This is a genomic window from Streptomyces barringtoniae (genome assembly GCF_020819595.1).
Taxonomy (GTDB): domain Bacteria; phylum Actinomycetota; class Actinomycetes; order Streptomycetales; family Streptomycetaceae; genus Streptomyces; species Streptomyces barringtoniae.
On sequence record NZ_JAJHNP010000046.1, the window covers coordinates 1 to 13,108 of the forward strand.

12 protein-coding genes and 6 pseudogenes are annotated in these 13,108 nt (G+C 67.9%); 10 read left to right on the plus strand and 8 right to left on the minus strand.

Annotated elements, in window-relative coordinates; genetic code table 11:
• On the plus strand, nt 1-452 hold a 452-nt coding region (locus tag LMU33_RS40290), incomplete at its 5' end, for an ankyrin repeat domain-containing protein (protein WP_228627007.1).
• Here LMU33_RS40290 and LMU33_RS40295 read toward each other — a convergent pair.
• Nucleotides 449-664, minus strand: a pseudogene (locus LMU33_RS40295) (IS110 family transposase); the annotation flags it as partial. The gene LMU33_RS40290 and the pseudogene LMU33_RS40295 overlap by 4 nt on opposite strands.
• Nucleotides 665-1,245: 581 nt before the next feature.
• Here LMU33_RS40295 and ltrA point away from each other — a divergent pair.
• A pseudogene (gene ltrA / locus LMU33_RS40300) lies at nt 1,246-2,358 on the plus strand (group II intron reverse transcriptase/maturase); the annotation flags it as partial.
• Nucleotides 2,359-2,596: 238 nt separating this feature from the next.
• On the opposite strand, the pseudogene LMU33_RS40305 reads toward ltrA, so the two are convergent.
• The 3 genes and pseudogenes from LMU33_RS40305 to LMU33_RS40315 all read right to left on the minus strand — a co-directional run.
• Nucleotides 2,597-2,773: pseudogene (locus LMU33_RS40305) on the minus strand (IS110 family transposase); the annotation flags it as partial.
• A 23-nt stretch (nt 2,774-2,796) separates the two neighbouring features.
• Nucleotides 2,797-4,038, minus strand: a complete 1,242-nt coding sequence (locus tag LMU33_RS40310) for an IS110 family RNA-guided transposase (RefSeq protein WP_228627009.1) — start codon at nt 4,036-4,038, stop codon at nt 2,797-2,799.
• Between the two features lie 424 nt (nt 4,039-4,462).
• A pseudogene (locus LMU33_RS40315) lies at nt 4,463-5,275 on the minus strand (IS110 family transposase); the annotation flags it as partial.
• Nucleotides 5,276-5,619: 344 nt separating this feature from the next.
• On the opposite strand from LMU33_RS40315, the gene LMU33_RS40320 reads away from it, so the two are divergent.
• Together LMU33_RS40320 and LMU33_RS40325 are read left to right on the plus strand one after the other, a co-directional pair.
• Complete coding sequence (locus LMU33_RS40320) at nt 5,620-5,982, plus strand: DUF1304 domain-containing protein (protein ID WP_228627011.1); 363 nt, start codon at nt 5,620-5,622, stop codon at nt 5,980-5,982.
• Nucleotides 5,979-6,542, plus strand: a complete 564-nt coding sequence (locus LMU33_RS40325) for a TetR/AcrR family transcriptional regulator (RefSeq protein ID WP_228627013.1) — start codon at nt 5,979-5,981, stop codon at nt 6,540-6,542. The genes LMU33_RS40320 and LMU33_RS40325 overlap by 4 nt, the downstream gene beginning before the upstream one ends.
• A gap of 4 nt (nt 6,543-6,546) precedes the next feature.
• Here the strand turns inward: LMU33_RS40325 and LMU33_RS40330 are convergent, their stop codons facing one another.
• Nucleotides 6,547-6,984, minus strand: coding sequence for a hypothetical protein (locus LMU33_RS40330; RefSeq protein WP_308280855.1), 438 nt, complete (start codon nt 6,982-6,984; stop codon nt 6,547-6,549).
• Here LMU33_RS40330 and LMU33_RS40335 point away from each other — a divergent pair.
• Nucleotides 6,974-7,495, plus strand: a complete 522-nt coding sequence (locus LMU33_RS40335; RefSeq protein ID WP_228627024.1) for a hypothetical protein — start codon at nt 6,974-6,976, stop codon at nt 7,493-7,495. The two genes, LMU33_RS40330 and LMU33_RS40335, sit on opposite strands and share 11 nt — an antisense overlap.
• A 23-nt stretch (nt 7,496-7,518) precedes the next feature.
• Here LMU33_RS40335 and LMU33_RS40340 read toward each other — a convergent pair whose 3' ends face one another.
• On the minus strand, nt 7,519-7,929 hold the full coding sequence (locus tag LMU33_RS40340; RefSeq protein ID WP_308280856.1) for a hypothetical protein: 411 nt from the start codon (nt 7,927-7,929) through the stop codon (nt 7,519-7,521).
• Between the two features lie 414 nt (nt 7,930-8,343).
• On the opposite strand from LMU33_RS40340, the pseudogene LMU33_RS40345 reads away from it, so the two are divergent.
• Both LMU33_RS40345 and LMU33_RS40350 read left to right on the plus strand, forming a co-directional pair.
• Nucleotides 8,344-8,639 (plus strand): annotated as a pseudogene (locus LMU33_RS40345) (transposase domain-containing protein); the annotation flags it as partial.
• A 14-nt stretch (nt 8,640-8,653) separates the two neighbouring features.
• On the plus strand, nt 8,654-9,217 hold the full coding sequence (locus LMU33_RS40350) for a DinB family protein (RefSeq protein WP_228627015.1): 564 nt from the start codon (nt 8,654-8,656) through the stop codon (nt 9,215-9,217).
• A gap of 364 nt (nt 9,218-9,581) precedes the next feature.
• Here LMU33_RS40350 and LMU33_RS40355 read toward each other — a convergent pair whose 3' ends face one another.
• Entirely contained in the window at nt 9,582-9,821 is a 240-nt protein-coding gene (locus tag LMU33_RS40355; protein ID WP_228627017.1) for a hypothetical protein, read from the minus strand.
• 217 nt (nt 9,822-10,038) lie between these two features.
• On the opposite strand from LMU33_RS40355, the gene LMU33_RS40360 reads away from it, so the two are divergent.
• Together LMU33_RS40360 and LMU33_RS40365 are read left to right on the plus strand one after the other, a co-directional pair.
• Entirely contained in the window at nt 10,039-10,758 is a 720-nt protein-coding gene (locus tag LMU33_RS40360; RefSeq protein WP_228627018.1) for a class I SAM-dependent methyltransferase, read from the plus strand.
• Nucleotides 10,759-10,811: 53 nt separating this feature from the next.
• Nucleotides 10,812-11,750 (plus strand): annotated as a pseudogene (locus tag LMU33_RS40365) (IS5 family transposase).
• Nucleotides 11,751-11,759: 9 nt separating this feature from the next.
• Here LMU33_RS40365 and LMU33_RS40370 read toward each other — a convergent pair.
• Nucleotides 11,760-11,990 carry a bacteriocin immunity protein gene (locus LMU33_RS40370; RefSeq protein ID WP_228627020.1) on the minus strand — a complete coding sequence of 77 codons (231 nt, stop codon included), beginning with the start codon at nt 11,988-11,990 and terminating at the stop codon, nt 11,760-11,762.
• Between the two features lie 411 nt (nt 11,991-12,401).
• Here LMU33_RS40370 and LMU33_RS40375 point away from each other — a divergent pair, with 411 nt between their 5' ends.
• On the plus strand, nt 12,402-13,004 hold the full coding sequence (locus LMU33_RS40375; protein ID WP_228627022.1) for a DUF6417 family protein: 603 nt from the start codon (nt 12,402-12,404) through the stop codon (nt 13,002-13,004).
• Nucleotides 13,005-13,108 lie beyond the last annotated feature (104 nt).

A 13,108-nucleotide genomic window follows, 5' to 3' on the forward strand; every position in this document is an offset into this window, starting at 1 on the left:
TGCCCCTATCTGTTTCGTCAAGCCAGGTGAGGATGGTCGGCATGACGGATCGGGATCGGTTGGGGCGGACCGCGGTGCACTATGCGGCTGGTGGCGGGGACGTGGACGGCCTGCGGGCGCTGTTGGCTGAGGGCGCCGACCCGGGGGCTGTCGACGCCGAGGGTTGGGCTCCGCTGCATTTTGCTGCTCAGGCGCAAGTGCCTGCGGCCGTCGAAGTCTTGCTGGCCGCGGGTGCGGCGGTCGATGTCGTGGACCGTCATGGCAATACGCCGTTGTGGAGGGCGGTGTTCTGTTCGCGGGGCGAAGGCGGGACGATTCGGCGCCTGTTGGAAGCTGGTGCTGACCCTGACCGGGACAACGCTCATGGCCTGAGCCCGAGGGCGCTGGCGGGGCGGATTGCCAACTATGACGTGGCTGTTCACCTTCCGGCTGGGGACGACACTTCCTCCTAGACGCCGTGTGCCGTGGCTGGCTGGGGTTCGTAGAAGGTTCCGTCGCGGAGCATGGCGAAGAGGACGTCGGCCCGGCGTCGGGCGAGGCAGAGCAGGGCCTGGGTGTGGTGTTTGCCCTGGGTGATCTTCTTGTCGTAGTAGGCCCGGGAGGCCGGGTCGCCCAGAGCGGCGAATGCGGAGAGGAAGAAGGCCCGTTTGAGCTGCTTGTTTCCGTGTGTCCTGAGCGTGAGAGGGAGTTGGTTGTAGGGCAACTTCCAATCTCGGTGCTGTGTGGAAGATGAAGGTGTTGGCCCTTCGGAGTCGCCCTGCGGGGGGAGGCTTCAAACCGCCTCATGCTGCGTTAGCTAATGACTGTCGTGGTGAGCGATGAGGAAAAGGCGTCGTAAGAGACGTCAGGTGGGGATCGGGAAGACGAACGCAAGTGAATCGCTGCTGACGTGTCGAAAAGCAGACAGACGACATCGAAACCAGGATGTGGAAACGACCCTGGGATGAGCCTGGCGGGTTCCCGCTTATTGGCCAGGTGGTGTCCGGCATGGAGGCGACGTGAGCCCGATCTGCGGCTTCCGCATGGAACAGGAGAAGGCAGGTCCGTAACTGCCGCCGCGCAGCGGTGGCGAGAGGGAGTGCCCCAAGCGGCAGACACCGTGAGGGGTCGAGTACCGATGCGGGACCTGCTGGCGGACCGGCTCGTAGTAGCGATGAAGCCCCTGTAACGGGGGTGGAGCGAAGGGGCCGGGTCGTTCGTGACTGAGTTGATCACATCAACCGGACGATGTCTGGGAGGAGTGCGATGAGCCAGTTGAAATCATCGACCAAGCCGTTTGATATCTCGAAGTGGGAAGTCAAGGAAGCGTGGGAGGAAGTCAAGGCCAATAGAGGTGCGCCCGGAGTGGATGGGCAGAGCATCGACGACTTCGAGAATGACCTTCAGGGAAACCTGTACAAGGTCTGGAACCGTATGTCGTCGGGCTCGTACTTCCCTCCTCCGGTGCGGGCGGTGGCCATTCCGAAGCCGCACGGTGGTGGCACGAGAATGCTCGGCATTCCGGCTGTCGCCGACCGAGTGGCTCAGACCGTCGTTGCCCGGCATCTAATGCGAAGGGTGGAGCCCATTTTCCATCCGGACAGCTACGGATATCGGCCGGGACGGTCTGCCTTGGATGCGGTGGGGAAATGCCGGGAGCGTAGCTGGCGGCGGGACTGGGTGGTCGAGTTCGACATCGCCAAGTTCTTCGACAGCGTGTCCTGGGACCTGCTGGTCAAGGCGGTGGCCGCACACACTGACGCCGTTTGGGTGAATTTGTATGTGCGGAGGTGGCTCGCCGCTCCGCTCGTCATGCCCGACGGCTCCCTGATGGAGCGGGAGCGCGGGACGCCTCAAGGCGCACCGGTCTCTCCCGTTCTGGCGAACCTGTTCTTGCACTACGCGTTCGACATGTGGACGGAACGGGAGTTCCCGTCCGTCTGGTTCGAGCGCTATGCGGACGACGCGGTCCTGCACTGCGTCTCCGAGCAGAAGGCCCGCGAGGTGCTGGCCGCGCTCACGGACAGGATGGTCGAGGTCGGGCTGCGTCTGCACCCGGACAAGACCCGGATCGTCTACTGCAAGGACGGCAACCGCCGGCGCTCCTTCGAGCACACGGCTTTCACCTTTCTTGGGTACACGTTCCGCGTGCGGAAGAACCGGAATCGGCACGGGAAGCTGTTCCTGTCGTTCGAGCCGGGGATCAGCAGGGAGGCCCTGACGAGGATCGGCCGGGAAGTGCGGTCCTGGCGACTGCACCGACGTGTCGATCTGACCTTCAACGACCTCGCTCGCAGGATGAATCCTGTGATCGGGGGCTGGATCAATTACTACGGCCGGTTCCGGCCTTGGGAGTTGGACCGCTTCCTGGCGCGCATCAACACCTACCTGGTGCGTTGGATCCGCAACAAGTACAAGCGGCTTGCGGCCCAGAAGAAGGCGTATTCGAAGATGCAGGAGATCGCCCAACGATACCCCGCATGTTCGTGCACTGGCGCCTCACCACGGCGGCCGCAGAGATCTGATGATCAGAACGACAAGAGCCGTGTAACGGGAGACCGTTACGCACGGTTCTGTGAGAGCCGAGGGGTGAGATCCCCCTCGGCTACTCGACTCGTCTGGAGGGCTGTTCGCCTCGGATCGAGGAGCCCGAGTTGCGGGTTGCCGGGGCGAGACCCGCGTAGGCGGCGAGATGGCCGGCGGTCGGGAATGTGCTGCCGTCGCCGACCTCGATCAGGATGCGGGCTCCGGTCCTGACGCCGACCCCTGGCATTGACGTCAGGACCTTCGAAAGAGACATCCGATGCAGTTGATCTGTCAAGCCGCGACGGCAAGTTGAGAGGCTTCGGATGGTGGGAACGCGGTGGCCTCGTCATAGGGGGTTTGCTTGGTGAGGCAGTGGTGGAGGCAGCCGAGCATGCGGTTGAAAAGGTTGCGCTGCGCGGCAGTGTGGCGGTCTCCGTCGGCTCGTCTGCGGTCGTAGTGGGCTCGGGCACCGGTTGAGGCGGTCAGGGCGGCGAAGGCCCAGACGTAGCCCACTGAGGCCAGCCGCTGGTTCTTGACCCGGCGGGCCATGACCGCGACGCTTTTGCCGGAGGCTCGGGTGACCGGAGCTGCTCCGGCGAAGGCTTTGAGTCCTTTGGCATCGGCGAAGCGGGATCGGTCGTCGCCGATCTCTGCGAGCACCCGGGCGCCGGTGAGTGAGCCGAGCCCTGGAAAGCTGGTGATGATCTCGGCGTCCGGGTGTGCTTCAAAAGAGTCCACCGCTGCCTTGGCGAGGTCGTTGGCGCTGGTGTAGGCGGCATCGAGTTGGCGAAGCAGGGCGGCCGTTTGGCGGCCCATTGCTTCCTCGACCAGGGGAAGCTGCCGCATCTGTGGGAGTCGGAAGGCTTCGCGAAGCCGGTCGGCCTCTGCCTCGATGCCGCGCTGGCGGCCGGCCGTCTTGAGGAGGGACCGCAGCTGGGTGCGCGTGAGCTTCGCGGCGCGTTCCGGGGTGGAGGCGGCGGCCAGGATCACTCGTGCGACTGGGGAACACAGTCCCTCGCGTGAGGACTGGAAGGCGATGAGGAAGCCAGGGAAGTATTCACGCAGGTGGGAGCGGAGTTTGTTGCCTGCCTGAGTGCGGTCCCAGACGGCGTCTTGCTGTGCTCGGGCCAAGACCGCGACGGCTTCGGCCAGTTCACTGTTGTGCGGTAGCGGTCGGTGGGTGGCCATGTCGGTGCGGAGGATGTTCGCAAGGACCATCGCGTCGAGGTGGTCGGACTTTTTGCGGGCGACCGAGTGTCGGTCGCGGTAGCGGGCGACGGCCATGGGATTGATTGCATAGACGGGGCGCCGGGTGGCTCGGAGGCAGGCTACGAGCAGGCCGCGGGAGGTTTCGATCGCGACCGGGATCGGGGCGCCGGCAGCGTCGCCGTGCTCGCCGAGCAGGTCGAGCAGCTGCTGGAGACCGGTGGGATCGTCGGTGATTCGGGCCCTGGCTAACAGGGCTCCGTCGTGGTCGACAAGGGCGACATCGTGGTGGTCGCTGGCCCAGTCGATCCCGCAGAACACTTTCATCGCGTCGTGTACGTCCTCTCGGTCGAGGTCTGTTTCTGCTGGTCACAGCTATGCAGGGGTACGCGTCTCCCTAATGGAAGGGCTCGATGGCCCAGCATCCGATTAGCCGTTCGTGACCCCAGCAGCCCACGGGGCCCTCGTTCTGCTCAGGAGCTCTGGACTCCGGGCTTGATGAGAGGTGATCTCCGTAGGCGGCTCGGACCACAAAAGTCAACGATCCGGTCGTCAGATCAGATGCGGTGGGTAGCGCCGGACGGAGCCGGGGCCGGCTCTTTTCAAAGGGGTCGAGCCCCAGGGGGACCTTGCGGCTTCCCGGCACCGACCGGCGTCACCCACGCAGCGGAAATGATGCGGGGCCCGCAGTCTCTTTCAGGGCCTCGACGGGCCGGGGTGGGCCTGGCGGTGCCCCGCATCACTGCCCATTAGGGTGAGCCTCCAGCAGCTGTCCGATCTGCGCTTCCAGGGCTCGTCGCTGTTCCTGGACGGCCGCGAGGGAACGGGCCAGGGACGGGATCACGACGTCGAGGGTGCCGGTGCCCGGGACCACGACGGTCTGCTCGTCGAGCGCGTCGAAGACCTCGTCGATCAGCCGCTGGGCCATGCGCGGAGCCTTGGGCCGGATCACCCCAACGAGTCTGCGACGACCGGCTTTTCGCAGGGCGGCCGGGGATCCGTAGCGTTCCAGGAGCCAGGTCACCGCGGGGTGGTCCAGGCGCGGTCCGAGGACGCGTTCCAGGCTGGGGTGGAACTGGGTGAGCAGGCCGCGTATCCGGTTCGAGGTGCGGGTGGCCTCGGCTGCGTGGTCCTGGTCGAAGCCGACCAGCACGGTCAGTTCGGCGGTGATCTCGTCGGTCAGTTCCAACGAGCGCAGGGTGTGCGGCATCGTCCTCGCGGCGTCGGCGATCACGGCCGCGTGGCGGGCGTCGGTCTTCGCCTCGCCCGGGTAGAGATCGGCGATCCGTCGCATGGACAAGCCGGGCAGGTAGGCGACCTTGCAGCCGGTGGCCCGGGCGACGGTCAGGGGCAGGGCTCCGATCGAGGCGGGCTGGTCAACGATCACCAATACGGTGCCGAATTTCGCGGCCAGCTTGTCGAAGACGGCCCGCAGTTTCGGCTCGCTGTTGGGCAGCTGCTTGTCGAAGACTTTCTTGCCGGCCGGGGTGAGTGCGTGCCCGTGATGGGCGCTCTTGCCGACGTTCAGACCGAGGAAGACGCCCACGTCGTCGATGTCGTCCAACCCATCCTCCCGAACGGGGTTCGTGCGGTGCTGGCCAGGGTGTTGGCGTCGTATGTGCGCATCCACGTTATGCAGACCTGCCGCCCGCAAGCGGCCGGGCATTGCGCCGGGCCGTGCGGTAGTCGGACCTCCCATCAGCGTCTCCAACGGCGCCTCTCGGGCCCGGTGGCACCAACCCCCCAGGTCATCGGTTCGACAGGGGGGAACAGTCATGCCGGGCCCGGAGGCCAGCGGTCCTCTTGCAGGACCGCGGGAAACATAACGGGGGGCGGGACCCGATGATTTCTTGGACAGGTGTCCAGCTATCCTGGACATCTGTCCAAGAAGGGGAGGGCTCGCTGCTCATGGAAATCGTGGCGAACGTGCTGGTCGGCCTGGTGGCCGTGTTGCACATGTACATCCTGGTGCTGGAGATGTTCCTGTGGCAGCGGAAGCCGGGTCGGGGGCTGCACGGGTTCGACCCGGGGACGGCCCGGGCGACCGCTCCGCTGGCCGCCAACCAGGGCCTCTACAACGGCTTCCTCGCGGCCGGACTGGTGTGGGGGCTTCTCGCCGCCGACCCGACCGGCTTTCGGGTCCAGGTGTTCTTCCTGTCCTGTGTGGTGGTGGCGGGCGTGTTCGGCGCCACCACGGCCAACCGCCGCATCCTGTTCGCCCAGGCGCTGCCTGGCGCGCTCGCGCTGGCCGCCGTCCTCGCCGCACGATGAGCCGGGCGCCGCACGAGGACCCGAGGGCGGCGCGCACCCGCGCCGTGCTGCGCGCCGCCCTGCTCGCCGAGTGCGCCGAGCGACCGCCGGCGGAGGTCGCCGTGGCCGCGCTGGTGCGCCGGGCCGGGGTGGGTCGGGCCACGTTCTATGTGCACTACGACGGCATCGAGGCGCTGGCGGTCGACGCGTGCGCGGACGTCGTACGGCAGGCGGTGGACGCGCTGCACGCCTGGCGGGGGCGGCCCGATCCGGTCCACGCCCCGCCCGCGCTGCGGGAGTTCTTCACCGGTCTGTCCCCGCACGCGGCCCTGTACCGGTCGCTGCTCGCGCCGGGCGGCGGCGGGCCGCTCGGCCGGGTGCTGCACCGGGACCTGCGGGCCCGCAGCCTCGAGGAGCGCGAACTGGCCGGCGCGGCTGACGCCCCGCTGGTCGCGTCGGCGGTGGCGGCGACCTTCGCGGGTGTCCTCGCGGACTGGCTGCACGGGCTGCTGCGGGCCGCGCCGGAGGAAGTCGCGGACCAGGTCTGGCAGTTGCTGGTCGCACTGCACCGGAGCCGGTGACCGGTCACTTGCAGGCGACCTCCCGCGCCGCCCGGGGCCAGGCCTCCACTCCGGAGGACGTGCGGACGTAGGCGGTGTCCCGGTCCTCCGTCAGCCACAGGTGCCGGTCACGGTAGTGGTACCCGGTGTCGCGGGCGCCCGCGGGCATGCGGACCTGCTTGCGGTACGGCGCGCTGAGCAGCCCGTCACGGGCGAGCACACCCTCGGGATCACGGACGTACGTGCGGCCGCCCAGGGTGAGGAAGCGGACCGACTGCCAGCCGCAGTGCTCGGCTCCGGTGGAGCTTTCCAGCCGGCTCACCGGCACCCGTGCGCCGTCGCGGTCCGTCCACGCCTCCCAGCCCTGGGCGGCCGCGCACGCGGCCGGGAGTTCGGCGGGATCGCAGGCGGCGTTCGTCTCCGGGCCCCAACCGGGGCGGTCCTTCTGGTCCTTGGCCACCACGACGGCCAGCGCAGACCTCCTCGTCCGGGAAGTGGAAGCCGTCTGGAGCAGGCAGGGTCCGCACCAGCCGGCCGATGTCGTCGGCGTACAGCGAGTAGTGCTCGTCTCCACGTTCTTGGCGCGACCCGTAGTACCGGTCGACGGCCTCACGGTCGTTCACGGGCGGGTGCTCCGGGATGCCGTCGTGCCCGAGCAGGTTTGCCCAGCGCTTGCGGACGTGCCCGGCCAGGGCGGCCAGCGCGGAGTCCTCGTCGTTCCACAGCGTCACCTCGTCCGCGTGACGGTTCTGGCGACGCAGTACCCAGGCGCTGCCCGCGAGGAGCCGTGTGCGCGTCACAGGGCCGGTGAAGTCGAAGCGGGCGAGCCACCTGCCGAGGATGTCGACGGTGTCGGCACCGGGCCACTCGCCGGTGCGCTCCTGAAGCGCGTTCATCTGCTGGTACAGGTCGATGACGGCTGCACCCTCGGGCGTGGGCGGGTCGGGCGTGATCACACAAGCCTCCTTCAATGAAGGGATGGTGGGTCGAGTGGGGGTCAGAGGCTGCCGTCCAGGAGGCTGCGCACCAGCCCCGTCAGGTGTTCCTGCTCGGCCGTGAGATGGGCGGTGCGCAGGACGCGCCTGCGCAGGACGGGCACGTCGAGGCTGATGCCAAAGGGCGCATCGGGCCGGTCCGGCGGGAAGACCAGACGGTAGTTCCGGGTGTGGATCATCCATGCCTCGTACCGGTCGGCCGGGCTGCCGCTGCGGGCGGCGTGGCCCTCGTCGGGCGAGAGGGACGGGCACGGGCAGGACGGATCGGTGCAGGGCCGCCCGGCCGGGTGGCTGGCCAGGACGGGACGCTGCCGGTAGTGCGTGGCCGTGCCGTTGAAGCGCCCGCGGCCGCCGCTGGCGCTGCTGCCGCTGCTCGCGGGACCGTCGCCGACCGGATCGCCGCTCTCCCGCACCGCCAGGTCCTACTGAGCCACGACATCCAGGCAGGCGCCGACTTCCTCGCCAAACTCACAGCCGACCTGTGAACCAAGCCAGCACCACCTGATAGCTGCCGCCTCCGCAGGGCCGGCCGGAGCGGCGAGCACGCGGTTCCGCTCCCTGGAAGACGGCGCGGCCTTGGGGTACGGGGGCCTCCCCCAAGGCCGGGAAGTTAGCGTTTTCGAAGGTCCTGCAAGCGTGTTGAGGGTTCGAGGCGAAAGCACAACGGAGCTCGTTGGTACAGGCAGTCGACCAAGACAGCTTGTACGTGAGCAGCTCCGTTGCGGGTTCATTTTGCCCTGCCTTCCGCGCTGGCGGCCATCACCCGTACGGTGCCTGTGGCTGCGGGCCGGTTCGCGCCGGGGCATCTGGGAGAGCTGACCGTCGTTATGCCGTTCGAGCTGGTGGACGCGGTGCTGGTGGAGACGCGGACCGTGCAGCGGCGGTTGCGTGACCTGCCCTCGAGGGTCGGGATGTACTTCCTGCTCGCGATGTGCCTGTTCCCCGAGATCGGCTACCGGCTGGTGTGGGACAAGCTCACCGCAGGTCTGGCCGGGATTCCGGTGGCCTCGCCGAGCGCGAAGGCCCTGCGGGACCTGCGCCGCCGGCTGGGAGCCGCGCCGGTGCGGGCGCTGTTCGAGGTGCTCGCAGGTCCCCTGGCCCGCCGACGACTCCCGGGGTGCGTTGTAGTGTGCGGAAATGACAAGAAGCGAGCGGCTCGCAGAGCAGTTGGACTGGCACTGGCGCACGAACCTGCGGCCGCGGCTGGACGGTCTTACCGATGAGGAGTACTTCTGGGAGCCGGTGCGCGGCTGCTGGAGCATCCGCCCACGTGGCACTTCGGCCACACCGATGTCGGCAGGTTCGGGGGAGTGGACGATGGACTTCGCGTCCCCTGACCCGGTGCCGGCGCCAGTGACCACGATTGCCTGGCGGCTGGCGCACATCATCGTCTCGTGCCTGGGCTATCGGGTCGGATGGTACTTCGGCGGCCAGGACGCCGACTCCCAGACGTTCGCCTACGCGGGGACCGCTGACGAGGCGCTAAAACAGCTCGATGAGATGTACGGGAGATGGAACGCGGGGGTCCGCAAACTCTCTGACGCTGACCTGGAGAATCCGCCCACGGTGGGTCCCGAGCGGTTTCCCATGGAGAACAGGGTCCTGCACGTCAACAGGGAGCTGATCCACCACGGCGCCGAGATTTCCCTGCTGCGCGACCTCTACCGCTGGCAGGACGGAGCCGTACCGCGCCGAATATGACTTTCCGGTAACCGGCAATCGAGCTTCGGAAGCAGGGCGCCCACATCACCCTCACCGACGAGGAGACCGGGGACGTGTTGACGACCTGGCCCAAGGGCCCCTGAGGGTCTGCCATCCTGGCCAGGACCGAGGAGGCGAGCATGGCCCATCGCCCGTGTCCGAAGCGCCAGCGTGCGCTGCGGCAGATCGAACGGCATGAATTCGAAGTCGGCCCTGCCGCCTCGCCGCGGCCACTCACGGAGTTCGGGCAGCAGCTCCTCGACGGCACGCACGGCCACCATCGTGAAAGCCGTCGCGCCGGTGACGGCCATCCTGCAGCGGCTCACGCCGCCCGTCGACGAGTACCGCATGTCGACTCGCTGACCTACTCGGCCGGGTCCTTCTCGGTGTGCCGGACCGCGCGCTTCACGGCCTGCTCGATCTCGTAGCGGCTGGCCTCGGTGGCTTCGGCGTGCGCGGTGATGGCCGCCTGTACGGCCTGGGACGCCTCGCGCCACCGGCGCCACTGGGCGTCGTACTCGTCACCGGCCAGGCCTGCGAGCTTTGCGCGTTCCTCCTCGGCGGATCGTTCCAGGTTGATCAACTCATCGGGTGCCTCCGCCACGGGCATGGATCCTAAGTGGCGGGTGTGACGGGTCGACGATCGCACTTGCCGCCCGATCGGGTAGAGCCGTCCCTGGCTGCCGGGGTGGAAGCCAGTACGAAGATCACGAACTGCCTGTGATCTTCGAGAGGACCCCTGTCTCGTGCGTCTCGCCCGTACCGCTGCCGCAGCCGTCACCGCCTTCACCGCGAAAAGGGTTCGCCCGTAGCGTGGAGGGGTGGCCAGCACGAGGGAATCGGATGAACGCAGGACGCGGATCCGGGAGGTGCGTCGCCGGCTCGCGCAGGAGGGGCCGCCGTGGACTCGGGACCGCGAGGCGGACTTCGAGACAGTCACGGTGCCCGAAGGGGATTGTGACCAGTTGCGCGACTTGTTGATCTCTGAGGGCGTGCAGACGATTGTCGAGGTCGGTCTCGCCTACGCCAGTTCCGCGCTCGCGATCGGTGAAGCGCTGGTCACCGTCAACGCGCCGCATCCCCGGCACATCATCATCGACCCGTTTCAACAACGCGACTGGTCCAATGTCGGCTGGGACCTGCTGCGATCCGCGGGACTGGACTCGATCACCTCGCTCATACTCGCGCCGTCGTCGATCGCGCTCCCGCAACTCCTCACTGAAGGTCTTGTGACCGACGCGGCATTCGTGGACGGTAGCCACCGGTTCCATGAAGTCTTCGTCGATCTGTACTTCTTGCGGAAGATCGTCCGACCTGGCGGGCTGATCGTTATGGACGACGCTGGGGCGCCATCAGTGGAGGCTGCCGTCCGGTACTACGAGCAGAACCTGGGGTGGGCGATGATTCCCGGCGCCTTCGCTGACGGCACTCTGACAGCAGTTGCCGGTGATGTCCCGGCCGAGCCAGCGACGCGCTGCAAGGCCATGCGCTTGCCCGACCCACCGTTCGAGCCGCCCTTCGAGGCGTTCCACGCCTTCTAGGAGTTGTCCGGGCGATCATGTGGTTGCCCTGTGCCTGAGTCGTTGTTGTGTGCATGGGGCGGGGTGATCTGACGGATGCTGAGTGGGAACGGCTGCGGCCGTTCCTGCCGGTGAGTAATGGGCGTTGTGGCCGGTGGCGGGATCACCGGCAGGTGATCGACGGGATTCTGCACCGGGTGCGGACCGGGGTGCACTGGCGGGATCTTCCCGAGCGTTTCGGGCCGTGGAAGACCGTCTATGAACGCCACCGTCTATGAACGCCACCGGCTGTGGTCGGCCGACGGCACTCTGCTGCAACAGGTCCAGGCTGCTGCCGATGCCGCGGGCGAGATCGACTGGGACATCTCGGTGGACTCCACCATCGTGCCGTGCCCATCAGCACGCGGCCGGTGCCCGGACCGAACCACCGTCGGCACCTGCGTCAAAGGGGGACGAGACGGCAGAACATCAGGCGAAACGCCCTGGCAGAGCCTGCTCGCCCGGCTGGTGGAGGTGGTGCAGGAGGTGAGGGACTGGGCCGCTCGCGGGGCGGGTTCACCAGCAAACTCCACCTGAGCGCCGACGGCCGGTGTCGCCCCCTGTCCCTGGTCGTCACGCCGGGGCAGCGAGCGGACTGCATCCAGTTCCAGACGGTGCTGGCAAGGATCCGCGTTCTGCGGACCGGCCCCGGCCGGCCCCGCACGAAGCCCGACAGCGTCGCGGCCGACAAGGGATACAGCAACGGCCCGTGCCGCGCATACCTGCGGCGCCGGGGCATCCGGCACACGATCCCGGAGAAGACCGACAGCCGGTCCGCCCGCCTGCGCAAAGGCTCACGCGGCGGACGGCCACCCGGCTTCGACGAAGAGCGGTACAAGAAGCGCAACACCGTCGAACGAGCGATCAACAGACTGAAGCAGTACCGAGCCGTGGCCACCCGCTATGACAAGCGCGGCTACGTCTTCCTGGGCACTGCAACCAGCGCGGCTCTGCTTATCTGGCTTCGGAGTTGAGCACCGACCTCACAGAGTGATCGGCCGATACGTCAGGGCCTGATCGACTACTTCATCAGCAGAAAGCTCCCGCTCCGCCGGCCAGAAGATCAAGCCGCTGACATGACCGGACGGGCATGCCAGAGCTCTGTCGAGCCTGTCCAGCCAGCCGTCCACCTCATCGTTCGAGGCGTAGTCCGCCTGCATGATCCGCTGCACGAGCGCGACCGCCTCCGCGCGACTCATCGCCACAGCACTCATCAAGTCCCTCCACCGAGTCACCATAGCGGGACGCGTGATCGCCCGGACAGCTCCTAGTGGACCGGCTCAGCCGATGGGTTTCGTTTCTTCGCCCAGCCGCAGGTGGGCTCCGACGACCCCGCGGACACTCCTGCCCCCGCACATCCGCGCGTCGCCCGGCCCGCCGCGGCCGCCCGCACACCTCACGGCCAGCGTTCAAGAACCCTCACTCGGCAGCTGCCCGGACGTTCCCGTCACCGTGACCCGGGCCCGCTGACCTCCGGCCCCGCACCCGGCCCCTCCGCCCGCGCTGGGCGCCGGGGCTGGCACCTCATTGCTGGTGATCTTTCCCCGGATTCGATCCCGAACCTGCCGGATGGGCTCCTACTGTCGGCTCGTCAGCGTCCAGCAGTCAGAGCGGGGGAGAGCGGTATGCCCAGCAGGAAGATCTTCCTCGAGGCGCTGCGGGCCCTGCGCGGTCACGAGGAGGCGGCCGAGCACGGGTGGGTGCTGCTCGGCATGCTGCGCCCCGACCATCACAAGGCGGTGGAAAGTGCTGCGGGGCAGGGCCTGGTGGAGCTGGCCGGCCGGGAGATGCGCGCGGAGTTGTCCGTGTATGAGGGCGGACCCGTGGTGTGGGCGGCCCGGCTGACGGGGCACGGCCGGGATGTGCTCGTCTACACCGAGGCCAGTCCCGCTCCTGACCGGCAGTTCGGCGGGCCGGCTGACGGCGAGCGGTTGGTGGAGCTGCGCCGCTCGGAGACGGACGCGCTGCGCCTGTACGCGTACCTCGATGCCCGATTGTGTGTGCCGCCGGCCGACGGCCCGGGGGAGAAGGTGCGCACCGCGCGCCAGCTCGGCAACCTGTGGGTCCTGTACCCGAACGAAGAGCAGATCGCGTCGGTGGCCTACGCCTTCTACCTGCGCTCGGTGGGCGGCTCCGGCGCGGAGGCCAACCGGTTCGCCCGGCAGTACGGTGTCACCTTCCACCCGGACCGGTCGACAGCCAGCCTGCGGCTGACCCGACTACGTTGAGCCGAGGCTTTGCCGACTTCGTTCTCGCCGTTCGAGCCCGGCCACACATACAGACGTAGGACGTGCCGCGTGGCGTCACGGACTCATCCAGGCGGCACTCGGCT